Consider the following 13694-nt stretch of genomic DNA (forward strand, 5'->3'; position numbering starts at 1 on the left):
CCACTTTCAAAAATTGAAATTTTTTCATTTTTCGAAACCGCTTTGTTGTACTTAGTATACTGTCTGCTAATAGTATATGCAAGATGTCGCTTTCAAAAACACAAATTTTTTTATTTTTTGAAAGTGAAAACTATGTATAGGCAACCCGATTCTTTACTTAATTTCAGAAAAAAAGTAAAAAAATTTGCTTTTGACCACTGTAAAACATGCTCTGAGCATTATGAAGAACTTGCACAGGAACAGAATATTGCTCTGGCTAATTTCCGGCGGAAGAAATTATCACAAACCGGAATACGGGGAAGCAATGGAAATATAAAGTATCTTACTTTTGATGAAGCTTCCTATCTGGCAAAGGTCAGCAGAAGCATGATCAACAAATGGGCGGATAAAGGAAAGTTTACGGTAATAAAAGTTGGCAGTCGGGTTAGGATTCGTCGGGATGAATTTGAGGACTGGATGGAACAAAGAGATTTGGAAAGGAGCATGCAATAATATGGCATCCTTTTCATGTTCCTTAATTATTAGCTGGAGCAAACAACCAGCTAACTTTCAGAGCTTTACAGAGCTTGACAGAGGGGGTATTCAGAATAACTTAAATTGAATAACTGCGCGTCGCATTCTCGTTACTTCCAGTGATGAGTTAGACGCGCAAATTTTTTTACAAAACAACAGAACAAATGTTTACATAAACCAATACATATGGTATAATATTTATATGGGAAAAGATATATTTAATATAGATAAAAACAAACTTTCATATGGTAGGGGATATGTCTATTCCTTGCAGTATCATCTTGTCTGGTGTACAAAATACAGAAAAAAGGTTTTAAAAAACGGAATCGATACAGAATGCAAAGAAATGTTACAGAATCTTGCAGAAGAATATAAATTTCAGATCCTGGCAATGGAGGTGATGCCGGATCATATCCATCTGCTTGTGGACTGTAAACCTCAGTTTTATATTTCAGATATGATCAAGATCATGAAAGGAAATCTTGCACGCCAGATGTTTCTTGCGCATCCGGAGTTAAAAAAGGAACTGTGGGGTGGGCATCTGTGGAATCCGTCTTACTGTGCCATAACGGTCAGTGACAGGAGCAGAGACCAGGTGCTTGCCTACATCGAAGGACAAAAGGAAAAAGAAAAGAAAAAAGCCTGACAGAAGAAATGATTTGTTGGAGGAAAAGAGATGCAGACCGTATCCAGCTATGGCGTAGAATTACGAAAACAGAATATCCCGGTCCGCCAGACACTGGAAATCTACCGGTCTGCGGTCAGTTACCTGACAGAAATATATGAGCAGGTGTGGGAAGAACTGGCAGAGATCCCTGATGCAAAAAGGCGGTTTAATGCCGCAGAGCATCTGGTGCATACTACAAAAAAGAATCCTGCACGCTTTGATTTTGATCTTCGCTTTCCGAAGATGCCGTCCTACCTGAGGCGAGCCGCAATCCAGCATGCATTGGGAAGTGTATCTTCTTACGAAACACGGATGGATCTGTGGGAAAAGTCAGGAGAAAAAGCAGGGAAACCCAGACTGGCGTATGAGAATCATGCCATGCCTGTTTTTTATCGTGATGTCATGTACAGAGAGGAAAAAGAAGGAAAAGACGAAGCATACCTGAAACTGTATGATGGCCATGATTGGAAATGGTTTTGTGTGCATTTAAATCACACAGATATGGAATATCTGCGCAAGAACTGGTCGGGGAAAAAGGCATCAGCCCCGACACTGGAGAAAAGACACCATAAATATTTCCTGCGTTTTTCTTATACGGAAGAAGTGACACTTACGAAAACACCGGTAAAAGAACAGATCATCTGTAGTGTGGACTTGGGAATCAATACCGATGCGGTCTGTACTATTATGCGGGCAGACGGAACTGTCCTGGGGAGAAAATTTATCAATCATCCCAGTGAAAAAGACCGGATGTACCGCACACTGGGCCGGATCCGAAGATTCCAGAGGGAACACGGCTCTGCGCAGTCACGGGGAAGATGGGCATATACGAAACGCCTGAACATAGAGCTGGGAAGAAAAATTGCAGGTGCGATCGTAAAAAATGCAGAAGAGAACCATGCAGATGTGATCGTATTCGAGTATCTGGAAATGCAGGGAAAGATATCCGGAAAGAAAAAACAGAAACTGCATCTGTGGAGAAAACGGGATATCCAGAAACGCTGTGAGCATCAGGCACACAGAAAAGGAATGCGGGTATCCAGAGTCTGCGCATGGAATACGAGCAGGCTTGCATACGATGGTTCCGGAAGTGTGTCCCGTGACTCGAAAAATCACAGCCTGTGTGTATTCCAGACAGGAAAAAAATATAACTGTGACCTGTCGGCATCGTATAATATCGGAGCAAGATATTTTATCAGAGAACTTTTAAAACCCCTTCCGGTAACGGAAAGGTCTTTGCTGGAGGCAAAAGTCCTTCCGGTAAAGCGTAGAACCTCATGTGTTTATGCAGATCTGAAAGAACTTCATTTACAAATGGAAATCTTAAAGGCAGCATAAATGCAGGCAGATATACAGCGGACTACCTGCAATGTGGGAACCTGCCATATCTGGCATGGAAAAATGCGCATAACTGCGCTGACCTAAGTTACAGGCGTATCCGCCGATATTTAGTCTGACGCCTAAAGCGTCTGGAAGCACGCGACTTCAGTCGTGTGAGGATAAAGTTTTTAATTCACGGTATTTTTGTTTCTGATGAAATGCAGTCATGTGGTATAGGTAAACTTTTATTAGATTATATCAAGAATAAAAAAGTTAGATTGCGATTAAACGTATACCAGAAAAATACCAGAGCTCTCTCTTTTTACCAAAGAGAAGAGTTTAATATCCAATGCGAAGGATTCGATGGTGCTACTGGTGAAAAAGAATATCCAATGTTGTGGCAGCAGAAATAGAAAGCGATTTTGGGGAGAATTCCCATGGATATTGCCAATATGGTACTGTTTCTTTGCTCTGAAAAAGCGGGCTTTATCACAGGTGAAAACATCTGTATTGACGGTGGTATGACAAAACAAATGATTTATCATGGCGATTGTGGGTGGAGATTTGACATCTAAGTCACGTATTAGAAACACAGAATATACAAAAGGAGAAGAACTATGAAATTTAAGATGATTCACGAAAACTACAATGTATCAGACCTGGACCGATCTATTAAATTTTACAACGAGGCCCTTGATCTGCACGAAGTGAGAAGAAAGACTACAGATGATTTTATTATTGTGTATCTGAGCAACGATGTAAGTGATTTTGAGTTGGAACTTACCTGGCTTAAAGATCATCCACAGCCGTATAATCTGGGTGAATGCGAATTCCACTTGGCATTCAAGGCAGAGGATTATGAGGCAGCGCACAAGAAGCACGAAGAGATGGGGTGCATTTGCTTCGAAAATGAAGCGATGGGAATCTATTTCATTGTAGATCCAGATGGATACTGGCTTGAGATTCTGCCGTAAAGCTGGTTGAGAAATCGTAGAAATCATGTTGATCAGATGTTCAGAGGACTTTAAGGGGGATGTGTTATCATGAGAACTATAGGTAATATCCTTTGGTTTATATTTGGAGGATTGCTGGGTGGACTGGCATGGGTTTTTGCAGGATGCATATGGTGTATTACAATTATTGGAATTCCGGTAGGCCTGCAATGCTTTAAATTTGCAACGTTGGCATTCTGGCCGTTTGGAAAAGAAATCGTGTATGGAAATGGTATGTTTTCATTCTTGGTAAATCTCATATGGATTGTATTTTTTGGTTGGGAAATGGCGCTTGGAAATCTGATAGTTGGTTGTATATGGTGTATTACGATAGTTGGAATTCCGTTTGGAAAGCAGTTTTTCAAGATGGCAAGACTTTCTTTCATGCCATTTGGTGCCAGTGTGATAGGGTAGAATACAAAAATTTAAGGAGTCATTTGAGAGAATGATTCAAATGCTATTGGGAATCATAAGTAAAGTTATTAATACATAATAAGAAAAAACAATAGTATTTGTAAGGCGTCAGTGGAGTATTCTACTGGCGTTTTATTTAACATATTGGATTTACGAAGAATGCCTATCAAAGCGAAAAATTGTTAGAACAAGCTGAAATTCCAGAATCTTATTTATGACAAGTGTATTACAAGCACTTGCTGCAAAGCAGATTGAAGTAGAAACAAGAAAACAGCAGAGCCACGAACAGAAGAGTGGAAGAAAGCATTATGAATTTTCCTTATAATTATATGTATTTCGAAGAATTACTTCCGGAAAGTTTTCCCACCGAATTATGAGTCTGTGTAGTATAATTAATAATAACAGTATATTCTGACTTACATTGTTGTAAATAGGAATGATACATAACAAGGAGATGGGTTTAATGTTAAAAAATGGGATATACGAACAGATTGTTAATACGAGAATAAATAAAGAACTGCAGCAGCTTGATCGTGAAAAATATGATATAGAATTAGAAAAGCTTGATGGAGAGGATGCAAGACGTATTCTTACCATATACATATCATATGTCATAAATCAGGCTTTGCAATACTTAAGAGACAGTTTCCCGTCATCTAAAGAAAATGAATCGTTACTGGCACAAATTCGCTTATGTAATGAAATCGTTCAGGAAATAGTAGAGCATACGAATGAACCTGAATTTGAGGATAATATCATTCTTGAAAAAGGAGAAGTATTGACCTCATTATATGAAAAAATGAATTCAGCAAGAAGCATTAATACAATCAAAGCTGTGCATCCGGAAACGTCAATTGTAGAGAATGCCTTGTTTACAGGATCTAAAAATGAGCCAAGTATGCTTTCGGAATTGAAGAAAGAAATCTTGTCCTCTGATTCTATTGATCTTTTGGTTTCATTTATTAAGTGGAGTGCAATACGTCCACTTCTTGTGGAATTGACTGCATTCACGAAACGAGAGGGTGTTCGTTTACGTGTGATTGCAACGACTTACACACAGGCTACAGATTATAAAGCGATTGTTACTCTTGCAGAGCTTCCAAATACGGAAGTGAAGATTAATTATGAAACGAATCATGCACGTATGCATGCAAAATCTTATTTGTTTAAAAGAGATACTGGATTTTCAACTGCATATATTGGCTCATCAAATCTTTCAAATCCAGCTTTGACTGGGGGATTGGAGTGGAATGTGAAGGTGACTGAGAAAGAGTCATTTGATATTGTGAAAAAGTTTTCGGTTTCCTTTGAGAGTTACTGGAATGATGCCTCTTTTGAAATCTTTGACCCTGAAAACCCAGACTGTCATGAAAAGCTGAAAAAAGAATTAACGAGGGCTGCATTTGATAGAAAGTCAAAACGTAGTCTTCAGGTTTCGATTCGACCATATGCATATCAGCAGGAAATTTTGGATAATCTTGCTGCAGAACGAGAAGTATACGGACATTATCGTAATCTGGTTTCTGCAGCGACAGGGGAATGTGTGATAATGATGTCAGGTCGTAAAAGTGCCCGTAAATCAAGGGGTTCAGCGGCCAGAGTCCTATTCAAAACATGTATGAGATACCTATAGTTATAACAAAGCCGATGGGAAGGATCGGTTGAAGAAAATTAAATATGGCTGAGATTTGGGTAGGACTGAATCAGTTTTGGGTGAGAGATCACAGCAGACTGGTCAGTCTTTTTTTATTCCTTTAGCAATGGGGCGGGTGGCTCCCGATCCTGCATCAGTCAGTCACATCTAAAGACCGATTCCGGTCTTTGCAAATTCATTCTTGGTTCAGGAGGAAATATTTTATGGCAATGAAAAATGTAAGAAATATGAAAGTTCGTGGGCAGAGCGGTTATAAATATGAGACAGTTCCGACAATTACTTTGAAAGGAAAATGGCTGGAAGAACTGGGATTTCATCCTGGGGATTATGTGCAGGTGAAATGTGAGAATGGTCAGCTGATTATTACGCCTGATATGAATAAGGTACAGGAGCAGGAAGCAAAGTCGGCATTTATGGAAACGGAGATTAAGAAACTGGAAATCAGATATCAGAATGAAAAAGCAGAAATCACTGCAAGATATGTGGCTGAGCAGTGTGAAGGTTGTTATGGAAGAAAAGTGTGAGAGGAGATTATGATATGGGAAAAATTTTGATGTGTGGATCATTTAAAGGGGGAGTTGGCAAGACTGCCAGCTCATGGAATCTGGCTTATTCATTGGCTGGGAGGGGGAAGAAAGTTGGGGAAGAAAGTTCTGGCTGTTGATTTTGACAGTCAGGCGAATCTGACAACTTGTTTCGGAGTAGAAGATCCTGCGGCTGTGGCGGTGACAATCGGGCATCTGATGATGAATCGGCTGGAAGATGAGGAAATGCCGGATCCATCAGAGTTTATTCGGAGCAGAAATGGTGTGGACTTTATTCCGTCATCCATGATGCTTTCAGCAGTGGATAGTAAGCTGCGGATGGAGATGGGTTCAGAGAAGATGCTGGCCGGCATTCTGGAATCGCTGAGAGGGCTGTATGACTATATTATTGTAGATACCTGTCCATCGCTTGGTACATTGACGATTAGCGCACTGACGGCGGCTGATGAGGTGATTATTGCAGTTAATCCACAGCTTCTGGCAATGATGGGATTGCAGGATTTTATTCGGACAGTGAGTAAGGTCAGAAGCAGACTGAATGGCCGCCTGCAGATTGCAGGGATCCTGTTGACTATGTGTGATGCCAGAACAAATCTCTGCAAGGTTATTACAGAACAGCTGACGGAAACTTTTGATAGACAGATTCGAATTTTTAAGAGCATCATACCTAATACAGTAAAGGTGGGAGAATCAATTTATTATAGCAGACCGCTTCTGGAGTATGCACCAGAAACGAAGGTTTGCAGGGCGTATCAGGATTTGGCTGAGGAGGTGGACAGGGATGAAAGCTAATGTACCAAAAAGAAAGGTATTTCAGGACGCACTGGATCTTCTTGCTGAGGATCCAATGAAGGATATGCCAGTGCCTGTGAACGGGATTGTTTCTATTCCTGTTGAGGAAATACATCCGTTTTATGACCATCCATTTCGGCTGTATGAGATGCTTGCAGGGCATAACAGAACTAACGCGGCAAAGATAGCAGGATTGACAGAGGTACCGGCGATAGTGAAGACGGATCTGTCTGATGAGGATGCTTATGTATATGTGATCGAGACAAACCTGTTGCAGAGATCTTTTGCGGAACTGCTTCCATCAGAGAAGGCGGCAGTGCTGGTGGCACGTTATGAGAAGATAAGCAGTCAGGGGAAACGAAATGATATCCGGCAGGAAATCGAGGCTCTGGAAGAAACCTGTGGACACGATGTCCACAAGTCCAGAAAGAGAACCTGTGGACATGATGTCCACAAGTCACAGAAAAGCCGTGATGGACTTGGTGAGGAATATGGAATGACGGGAAGGAATATTGCCAGATACATGCGGCTGGACCGGTTGATTCCGGAATTTAAGGATGCAGTAGATAAGGGGACGCTGGCAATGGTGACGGCAGTTAATTTGTCTTATCTGAATGTGAAGATGCAGGAGCTGATCCATCAGGTGGTGGAATCTGAGGGAAAGAAATTAAAGCCAAAACAGGCCGAGGAACTGCGTAAGATGGGGAAGGGGATTACGAAAGAGCGAGTTGAGAGTGTTCTGGCAGGGGAAGAACAGAAGAAGGTACAGAGTATATCTGTGAAATTACCAGTGGAATTGTATGAGAAATATTTTGCGCAGATGGATGTCGGAACAGTGCAGGAGATCATGGAGAAGGCACTGGAAGGGTATTTTGGGAAGGAGGCAGCAGGTGTTTAACAGGGAAGACCTTGAATGTCTGGATCCAGGGTATTTTGAGATTATTTATATGGATGACCGGGATGTGACCATCATGTCCCGGAATACAAGGCATATATGGTATATACATAATCCGGAGTATCCATTGCCGGGATCCTGTGTGATATTTCATAAACATAAAGTCTCACATCCTTATCATCAGCATGGCCGTAGCAGCGCACTACAGCAGGCTGTACGGAGTATTAAGAGACATGATAAGTGGCAGATGGGAGGACGCAGAGTTTGATCCTATTTTATATGTAAAGGAAGAAGTATTTTGTATATTTCATAATAGAATTTAGTGTATGATTTCTGGTTGATGTTAAAGTAATATAATTGTTTTGTTAATGATAGTTTATTATATATGGTGGTAATTTTTGGAATTTGTTTTGTCTAGTTGAAATTGAAGTTATATAACAAGTTCTTCTTTGCGAAAATTGAATGCTGTTGTTTAGTGACATTGGCAGTTATTGTATTGGTATTATGTTTGCACTTGCTCTTGGAAAAGTATGATTTATAAATGTTTCAAAATATACAAAAAATATTTCAATATTGCAATATTTTATGCAAGCTGGTATAATACAAAAGGCGCACGGATGTTCGTATTGAGTGGAGAGTTAAAGGATTAAAAATGGAAGTGAATTATAATAAGCTATGGAAACAAATGATAGACAAGGGAATGAAAAAAAGTGAATTAAGAGAATTGACAGGCATAGGTACTAATACTCTGGCAAAGTTAAGTAAAAATCAGCCAGTAAGTATGGAAGTTTTAATGAAATTGTGTGAGAAGTTAGAATGTGACATTTCCGATGTATGTGAATTTGTAAAAAAATAGATTAGGAGAATAAAAAGTTATATATGAATAAGAATTTAAATGCAATAGATTTATTTGCTGGATGTGGTGGACTTTCAAAAGGATTCATGGATGCAGGTTTTAATATTATTGTAGGTGTAGATAATGATCAGGCGGCGTTGAATACTTTTGTGAAAAATCATAATGGTGCAGTGGCATTAAATGCAGACTTATCTTTGCAAGATACATTTGAACAAATAAAAGAAATTGCAGGAGAACGAAAGATTGATGTGATAATTGCAGGACCACCATGTCAAGGATTTTCATTAACTGGACCGAGAGATTTTGATGATAAAAGAAATAAATTGTATCTTGCAGTGATTGAAATGGTTAAGCAGTATCAGCCAAAAGCCTTTATTATTGAAAATGTTCCTGGAATGGCAACATTGTATAAAGGACAGATTAAAGAAGAAATTTTAAAACGTTTTAGAGATATGGGATATAACATTGAATGTAAGATTCTTTGTGCAGCAGATTACGGTGTTCCACAAATTAGAAAGCGTCTTATTTTCATGGGTATTAGAAAAGATATTGGAGAACCTGAATTTCCTAAAATTATGTTTACACCAGAAACTTATAGAACATGTCGAGATGCCGTGAGTGATTTACCAGAATTAAAAAATGATATAGGATCCGATATATCTGAATATTCACAGGAACCGTTAACAGAATATCAGAAATTGATGCGTGGTAATTGTACGGTTTTGTATAATCATTTAGGAACTAATCATACTCAGATGGTTAAAGATACTATTGCACTTGTGCCAGAAGGCGGTAATTATAAAGATTTACCGGCTGGATGGGGCGAAAGCAGAAAATTTCATATGGCATGGACCAGATTAAATGGTAATGCGCCGGCAAGAACTGTTGATACAGGGCATAGAAATTTGTTCCATTATGAATATAACCGTATTCCTACAGTGCGAGAAAGCGCAAGGATGCAGTCTTTTCCAGATGATTTTATTTTTACAGGAACGAAAACACAGCAAAGCAGACAGGTTGGTAATGCAGTACCACCGTTACTTGGACAGGCATTAGGAAAAGCAATTTTAGATATTGTGGGGGAGAGTAACTCGGATGAAGAATAAAAAAATAAGATCCATTGATTTATTTGCTGGATGTGGAGGATTAATGGATGGATTTGAACAGTCAGGTAAATATGAAACTTTAGCGGCTGTTGAATGGGAAAAAGCTCCTTGCATGAATTTGAGAAAAAGACTAAAAGATAAATGGAATTATAAAAACGCAGATGATAGGGTTTTGCAATTTGATATTCAAAGAACAAATGAATTGTTTTATGGATGGAATGATGAAAACTATGGCAGTTCCGCCGGATTAGATGCACTTATAGGAAAAAATATGGATTTGGATGTAATTATAGGGGGTCCGCCATGTCAAGCATATTCTATTGCAGGAAGAGTTCGAGACGAGCATGGAATGAAAAATGATTATAGAAATTATCTTTTTGAAAGCTATCTTAAGGTGGTAAAAAGATATAGACCAAAATTGTTTGTGTTTGAAAACGTACCGGGCATGTTAAGTGCGCGACCGGGTGATCGTCCTATTATTGAAGAAATTCAGGATAGCTTTGATGCAGCCGGGTATTATACACTTCCTGATTTGCATCAGGCGATTATTGATTTCACAGAATACGGTGTACCTCAAAACAGGAAACGTATTATTATTGTAGGAGTGAGTAAAGAGTATTTTGGAGAAAAAAAATGTGCAGATATGGTTGGAAAATTTTATACAGATTATTTGCCAAAGTATAGGGTTGAAAGTAAAATGACAGTAAGAGAAGCGATTGGAGATCTTCCCAAACTGTATCCATTAGAAAAGGAAGAAAAATATAATGGAAAGAGAATATCTCATTCAATGCCGGAACCCTTTGTGACTAATCATATTGCAAGATGGCAAAGTGAAAGAGATATTAAGATATTTAAACTTTTAACAGAAGATATTGAATCAGGACGAAACGAGTATATTTCTATAAAGGCTTTAAAAAGTTTATATACAAAAATGACGGGAAGAACATCTAATGTACATAAGTATCATGTTATCAGATGGGATACTCCAAGTAATTTAATTCCTGCACATCTATATAAAGACGGATTACGACACATCCATCCAGATTCAACACAATGTAGAACTTTAACAGTAAGAGAAGCTGCTAGACTCCAGACGTTTGACGATGATTATATATTTTATGGAAGTAATATGGAAACATATAAAATGATTGGTAACGCTGTGCCTCCAAAATTTGCAAAGTGTTGTGCGGAGGCAGTGTACGATTTATTGAAGGAGTATGATGACAAAGGAGAATTGTGATGCCATATACAGCAAATCAAGCTTGCGCGACTCTTGATAGATATTTGCAAATATCAGAAAGAGGAATGCAAAAACAGATTATTGATAATACGAAAAATAGAGGGTTTGTATTAGAACTTCCGAATGAGGAAAAAATTGTTATTTTCACATATCCATTAGTACATAAACAGGATAATACAAAAAATTATTTTGATACCAGAGATAGCGGTCCGCATGAGCGTGCGATTGCTTGGGAATATGCTTTGAAGAATAAGTACAAATATTTTTGTCTTGGAGTAAATGATCAGGTTGAAAAATATGTTGATTATGTATTTAGTTTGGAATGCAATGAGAAATCTATAGAACGTTTGTCCGGAACAGAAGGTGGGGATAGAAGTACGGTAGGATCTGGCAACCAGATTATTATTCCCAATCATTATATACCGTCTAAGCAATTTGAAAGAATACAGAATAATTTAGGTACTTTTATTTCAGTAATTCAAAAAGAGTCACTTTTAGATTATCTGGAAAAATATGATAATAGACCGTATTTTTGGGATACTGAAATGACTAATATTGAGACAGATTGTAGAGAACAACAGCGGGTGACTAATGGACAAAATATACTCTTTTATGGTGTGCCTGGAGCGGGGAAAAGTTATGAGATTGATAAATTAATTGTACAAGAGCGATCTGAGAGAGTTGTATTCCACCCTGATTATACATATTCTGATTTTACAGGACAAATACTTCCAAGGGTTATTGATGACAAATTAAAATATGTATTTGTACCAGGACCATTTACAAAGATGCTTAAAAAAGCAGTCGAAGACCCTTATAATATGTATTTTCTGGTTATAGAAGAAATTAATAGAGGAAATGCACCTGCAATATTTGGTGATATTTTTCAACTTCTTGACAGAAATGAGGATGGATCAGGAAAATATCACATTTCTAATTATGATATTGCAACAATTGTGTATGGAGATGAGACTCATAATATTTCAATTCCATCAAATTTTACAGTATTAGCATCTATGAATACATCTGATCAGAATGTGTTTACATTGGATACGGCGTTTCAGAGACGTTGGGAGATGCATTTGATTAAAAATGATGTAAAAAAAGCTGTTCATGCAGAAAATGTTATTGAGGGTAGTACGATTTCTTGGGGAAGTTTCGCATTTATTACAAATGAAGAAATTATACGATATAATGAAGAAACTGGAAGTTCAGAAGATAAACGTTTAGGTGCGTATTTTGCACGGCTAAATGAGTTATCTAAAGATAAGTTTCCAGAGAAAGTGCTTAAATATTTATGGGATGATGCGTTTAAAATGGATAGATATGCATACTTTAATGAGACAATGTATTCGTTGGATAATGTTATTGATGCGTTTAGAGACGAGTCTATGTCAAATACAGATATTTTAAAACGGGTATTAAAATACACAGTTTATCAAAAAATGTTAGAATTAAAAGGAGAGGATGTCAATGAACAATAGTACACTTTTTAATAGATGCCATGTTAATACAAATATTGAGAATGATGTATTTGTAGGCATTTTGAAAAAAGATGATTACTATGAAGTAGATTTTCCACTGGGATATCATTTAAGTGATGACGAAAAAAATCTAAGGAAAGACATTCTATCTTTAATGAGTATTCTGGCAAAATATTCTGATAAAAGAGAATCTAAATTATACGATGGTCAGGAAAATGATACTATAGAGTTTCCAGTACAAGCGTATTTATATATTATAAAAGATTTCTTTGAACATGGGTATTACAAAGAACGTGAAACAGATCATAAAGTTGCAAAAAGAGGCAAAATAAATTGGGGAAAAACTATTAAGACACAAAAGCCAGTGATACAGGATGATGAAGTATATTATTTGGATTTTGTTGTTAAAAAAAATGCTATAAATGAGAACGAATTAATAACCATTGTACACAAGTATTGTGTATATGAAAGTTTTGAAAAACTGGGATGGCTTTTTACATCATTTGTTCCGTCAAAACCGAAGCCGAAATTAACAATTAAGATGATGATTTCTGTAGTTATTAATAAATTGCAGAATACGTTCAAAGATCAGAATAAACAGCTTTTTAACAATATGTTAGTTTTACTAAAACAATTAAATGATGATTCACAAAAGGAATTTAGGTATGGTACATATCGTTTTGAATATATTTGGGAAAATATGATTGATAGTGTATTTGGTATTGTCGAAAAAGCTGAGTATTTTCCAAAAACTACGTGGAATCTTTTGGATAAAAATGACCATGACAATGCATTTCTTGAACCTGATAGTATTATGTTATATGGCGGAAAAATTTATGTGCTTGATGCAAAATACTACAAATATGGGTGGTCTGGAATACCTAGACATTTACCAGAATCAACATCAATAAATAAACAGATAACATATGGGGAATATATTGCCGAGTCAGAAAAATTTGTTATAAATGGTAGACGACCGATTGTATATAATGCATTTTTGATGCCATATGATTCAAGAGGTAAGACATTTTCAACAAATAAACCAATTCACTGTATAGGGACAGCAACTAGTGACTGGAAGTCTGGAGCGAAGAAATATGAAAACGTTGTAGGTATTTTATTGGACATAAAATATCTTATGAATCTTGACAACCGACAAAATCAAACAGAGATAACACGACTTGCGGAAGTTATAGAAAATTATTGTCCGGTGTGA

16 protein-coding genes and 2 pseudogenes are annotated in these 13694 nt (G+C 37.4%); all 18 read left to right on the top strand.

What is annotated here, in order from left to right; genetic code table 11:
* The first annotated feature begins 132 nt into the window (after positions 1-132).
* The 18 genes and pseudogenes from NQ550_RS06950 to NQ550_RS07035 all read left to right on the top strand — a co-directional run bounded on the left by NQ550_RS06950 (position 133) and on the right by NQ550_RS07035 (position 13694).
* Positions 133-492 (top strand): helix-turn-helix domain-containing protein, encoded by a 360-nt coding sequence (locus NQ550_RS06950; protein WP_025581321.1) that lies wholly within the window; start codon positions 133-135, stop codon positions 490-492.
* Between the two features lie 223 nt (positions 493-715).
* Entirely contained in the window at positions 716-1159 is a 444-nt protein-coding gene (gene tnpA / locus NQ550_RS06955) for an IS200/IS605 family transposase (RefSeq protein WP_118611099.1), read from the top strand.
* A gap of 30 nt (positions 1160-1189) precedes the next feature.
* The gene (locus NQ550_RS06960; protein ID WP_259839604.1) at positions 1190-2518 is read left to right on the top strand and encodes an IS200/IS605 family accessory protein TnpB-related protein; all 1329 of its coding nucleotides are present in this window, start codon (positions 1190-1192) and stop codon (positions 2516-2518) included.
* 173 nt (positions 2519-2691) lie between these two features.
* Positions 2692-2913 (top strand): annotated as a pseudogene (locus tag NQ550_RS06965) (GNAT family N-acetyltransferase); the annotation flags it as partial.
* Between the two features lie 24 nt (positions 2914-2937).
* Positions 2938-3075 carry an SDR family oxidoreductase gene (locus NQ550_RS06970; protein ID WP_330366528.1) on the top strand — a complete coding sequence of 46 codons (138 nt, stop codon included), beginning with the start codon at positions 2938-2940 and terminating at the stop codon, positions 3073-3075.
* A gap of 42 nt (positions 3076-3117) precedes the next feature.
* On the top strand, positions 3118-3474 hold the full coding sequence (locus NQ550_RS06975; protein WP_020993711.1) for a VOC family protein: 357 nt from the start codon (positions 3118-3120) through the stop codon (positions 3472-3474).
* 69 nt (positions 3475-3543) lie between these two features.
* Complete coding sequence (locus NQ550_RS06980) at positions 3544-3906, top strand: YccF domain-containing protein (RefSeq protein ID WP_008704887.1); 363 nt, start codon at positions 3544-3546, stop codon at positions 3904-3906.
* A gap of 463 nt (positions 3907-4369) precedes the next feature.
* Positions 4370-5515: pseudogene (locus tag NQ550_RS06985) on the top strand (phospholipase D-like domain-containing protein); the annotation flags it as partial.
* 248 nt (positions 5516-5763) lie between these two features.
* Positions 5764-6084, top strand: coding sequence for a SymE family type I addiction module toxin (locus NQ550_RS06990; protein WP_025580767.1), 321 nt, complete (start codon positions 5764-5766; stop codon positions 6082-6084).
* A 29-nt stretch (positions 6085-6113) separates the two neighbouring features.
* Positions 6114-6224: a ParA family protein gene (locus tag NQ550_RS22490; protein WP_259840235.1), complete on the top strand. Its 111-nt coding sequence runs from the start codon at positions 6114-6116 to the stop codon at positions 6222-6224.
* Positions 6199-6897, top strand: coding sequence for a ParA family protein (locus NQ550_RS07000; protein WP_242833674.1), 699 nt, complete (start codon positions 6199-6201; stop codon positions 6895-6897). The genes NQ550_RS22490 and NQ550_RS07000 overlap by 26 nt, the downstream gene beginning before the upstream one ends.
* Positions 6887-7795, top strand: coding sequence for a ParB/RepB/Spo0J family partition protein (locus tag NQ550_RS07005; protein ID WP_025580766.1), 909 nt, complete (start codon positions 6887-6889; stop codon positions 7793-7795). The genes NQ550_RS07000 and NQ550_RS07005 overlap by 11 nt, the downstream gene beginning before the upstream one ends.
* A complete protein-coding gene (locus NQ550_RS07010) occupies positions 7788-8060 on the top strand; it encodes a hypothetical protein (RefSeq protein WP_025580764.1) in 273 nt (90 codons plus the stop codon). The genes NQ550_RS07005 and NQ550_RS07010 overlap by 8 nt, the downstream gene beginning before the upstream one ends.
* Before the next feature lie 432 nt (positions 8061-8492).
* Positions 8493-8648 (top strand): helix-turn-helix domain-containing protein, encoded by a 156-nt coding sequence (locus NQ550_RS07015; RefSeq protein ID WP_326929082.1) that lies wholly within the window; start codon positions 8493-8495, stop codon positions 8646-8648.
* Between the two features lie 23 nt (positions 8649-8671).
* Positions 8672-9754, top strand: a complete 1083-nt coding sequence (locus tag NQ550_RS07020) for a DNA cytosine methyltransferase (RefSeq protein ID WP_025580762.1) — start codon at positions 8672-8674, stop codon at positions 9752-9754.
* Positions 9744-10994 (top strand): DNA cytosine methyltransferase, encoded by a 1251-nt coding sequence (locus NQ550_RS07025; RefSeq protein WP_025580761.1) that lies wholly within the window; start codon positions 9744-9746, stop codon positions 10992-10994. The genes NQ550_RS07020 and NQ550_RS07025 overlap by 11 nt, the downstream gene beginning before the upstream one ends.
* Positions 10994-12478, top strand: a complete 1485-nt coding sequence (locus NQ550_RS07030; RefSeq protein WP_025580760.1) for an AAA family ATPase — start codon at positions 10994-10996, stop codon at positions 12476-12478. The genes NQ550_RS07025 and NQ550_RS07030 overlap by 1 nt, the downstream gene beginning before the upstream one ends.
* Complete coding sequence (locus NQ550_RS07035; RefSeq protein WP_025580759.1) at positions 12468-13694, top strand: LlaJI family restriction endonuclease; 1227 nt, start codon at positions 12468-12470, stop codon at positions 13692-13694. The genes NQ550_RS07030 and NQ550_RS07035 overlap by 11 nt, the downstream gene beginning before the upstream one ends.

The organism is Blautia wexlerae DSM 19850, assembly GCF_025148125.1.
Classification (GTDB): Bacteria; Bacillota; Clostridia; order Lachnospirales; family Lachnospiraceae; genus Blautia_A; species Blautia_A wexlerae.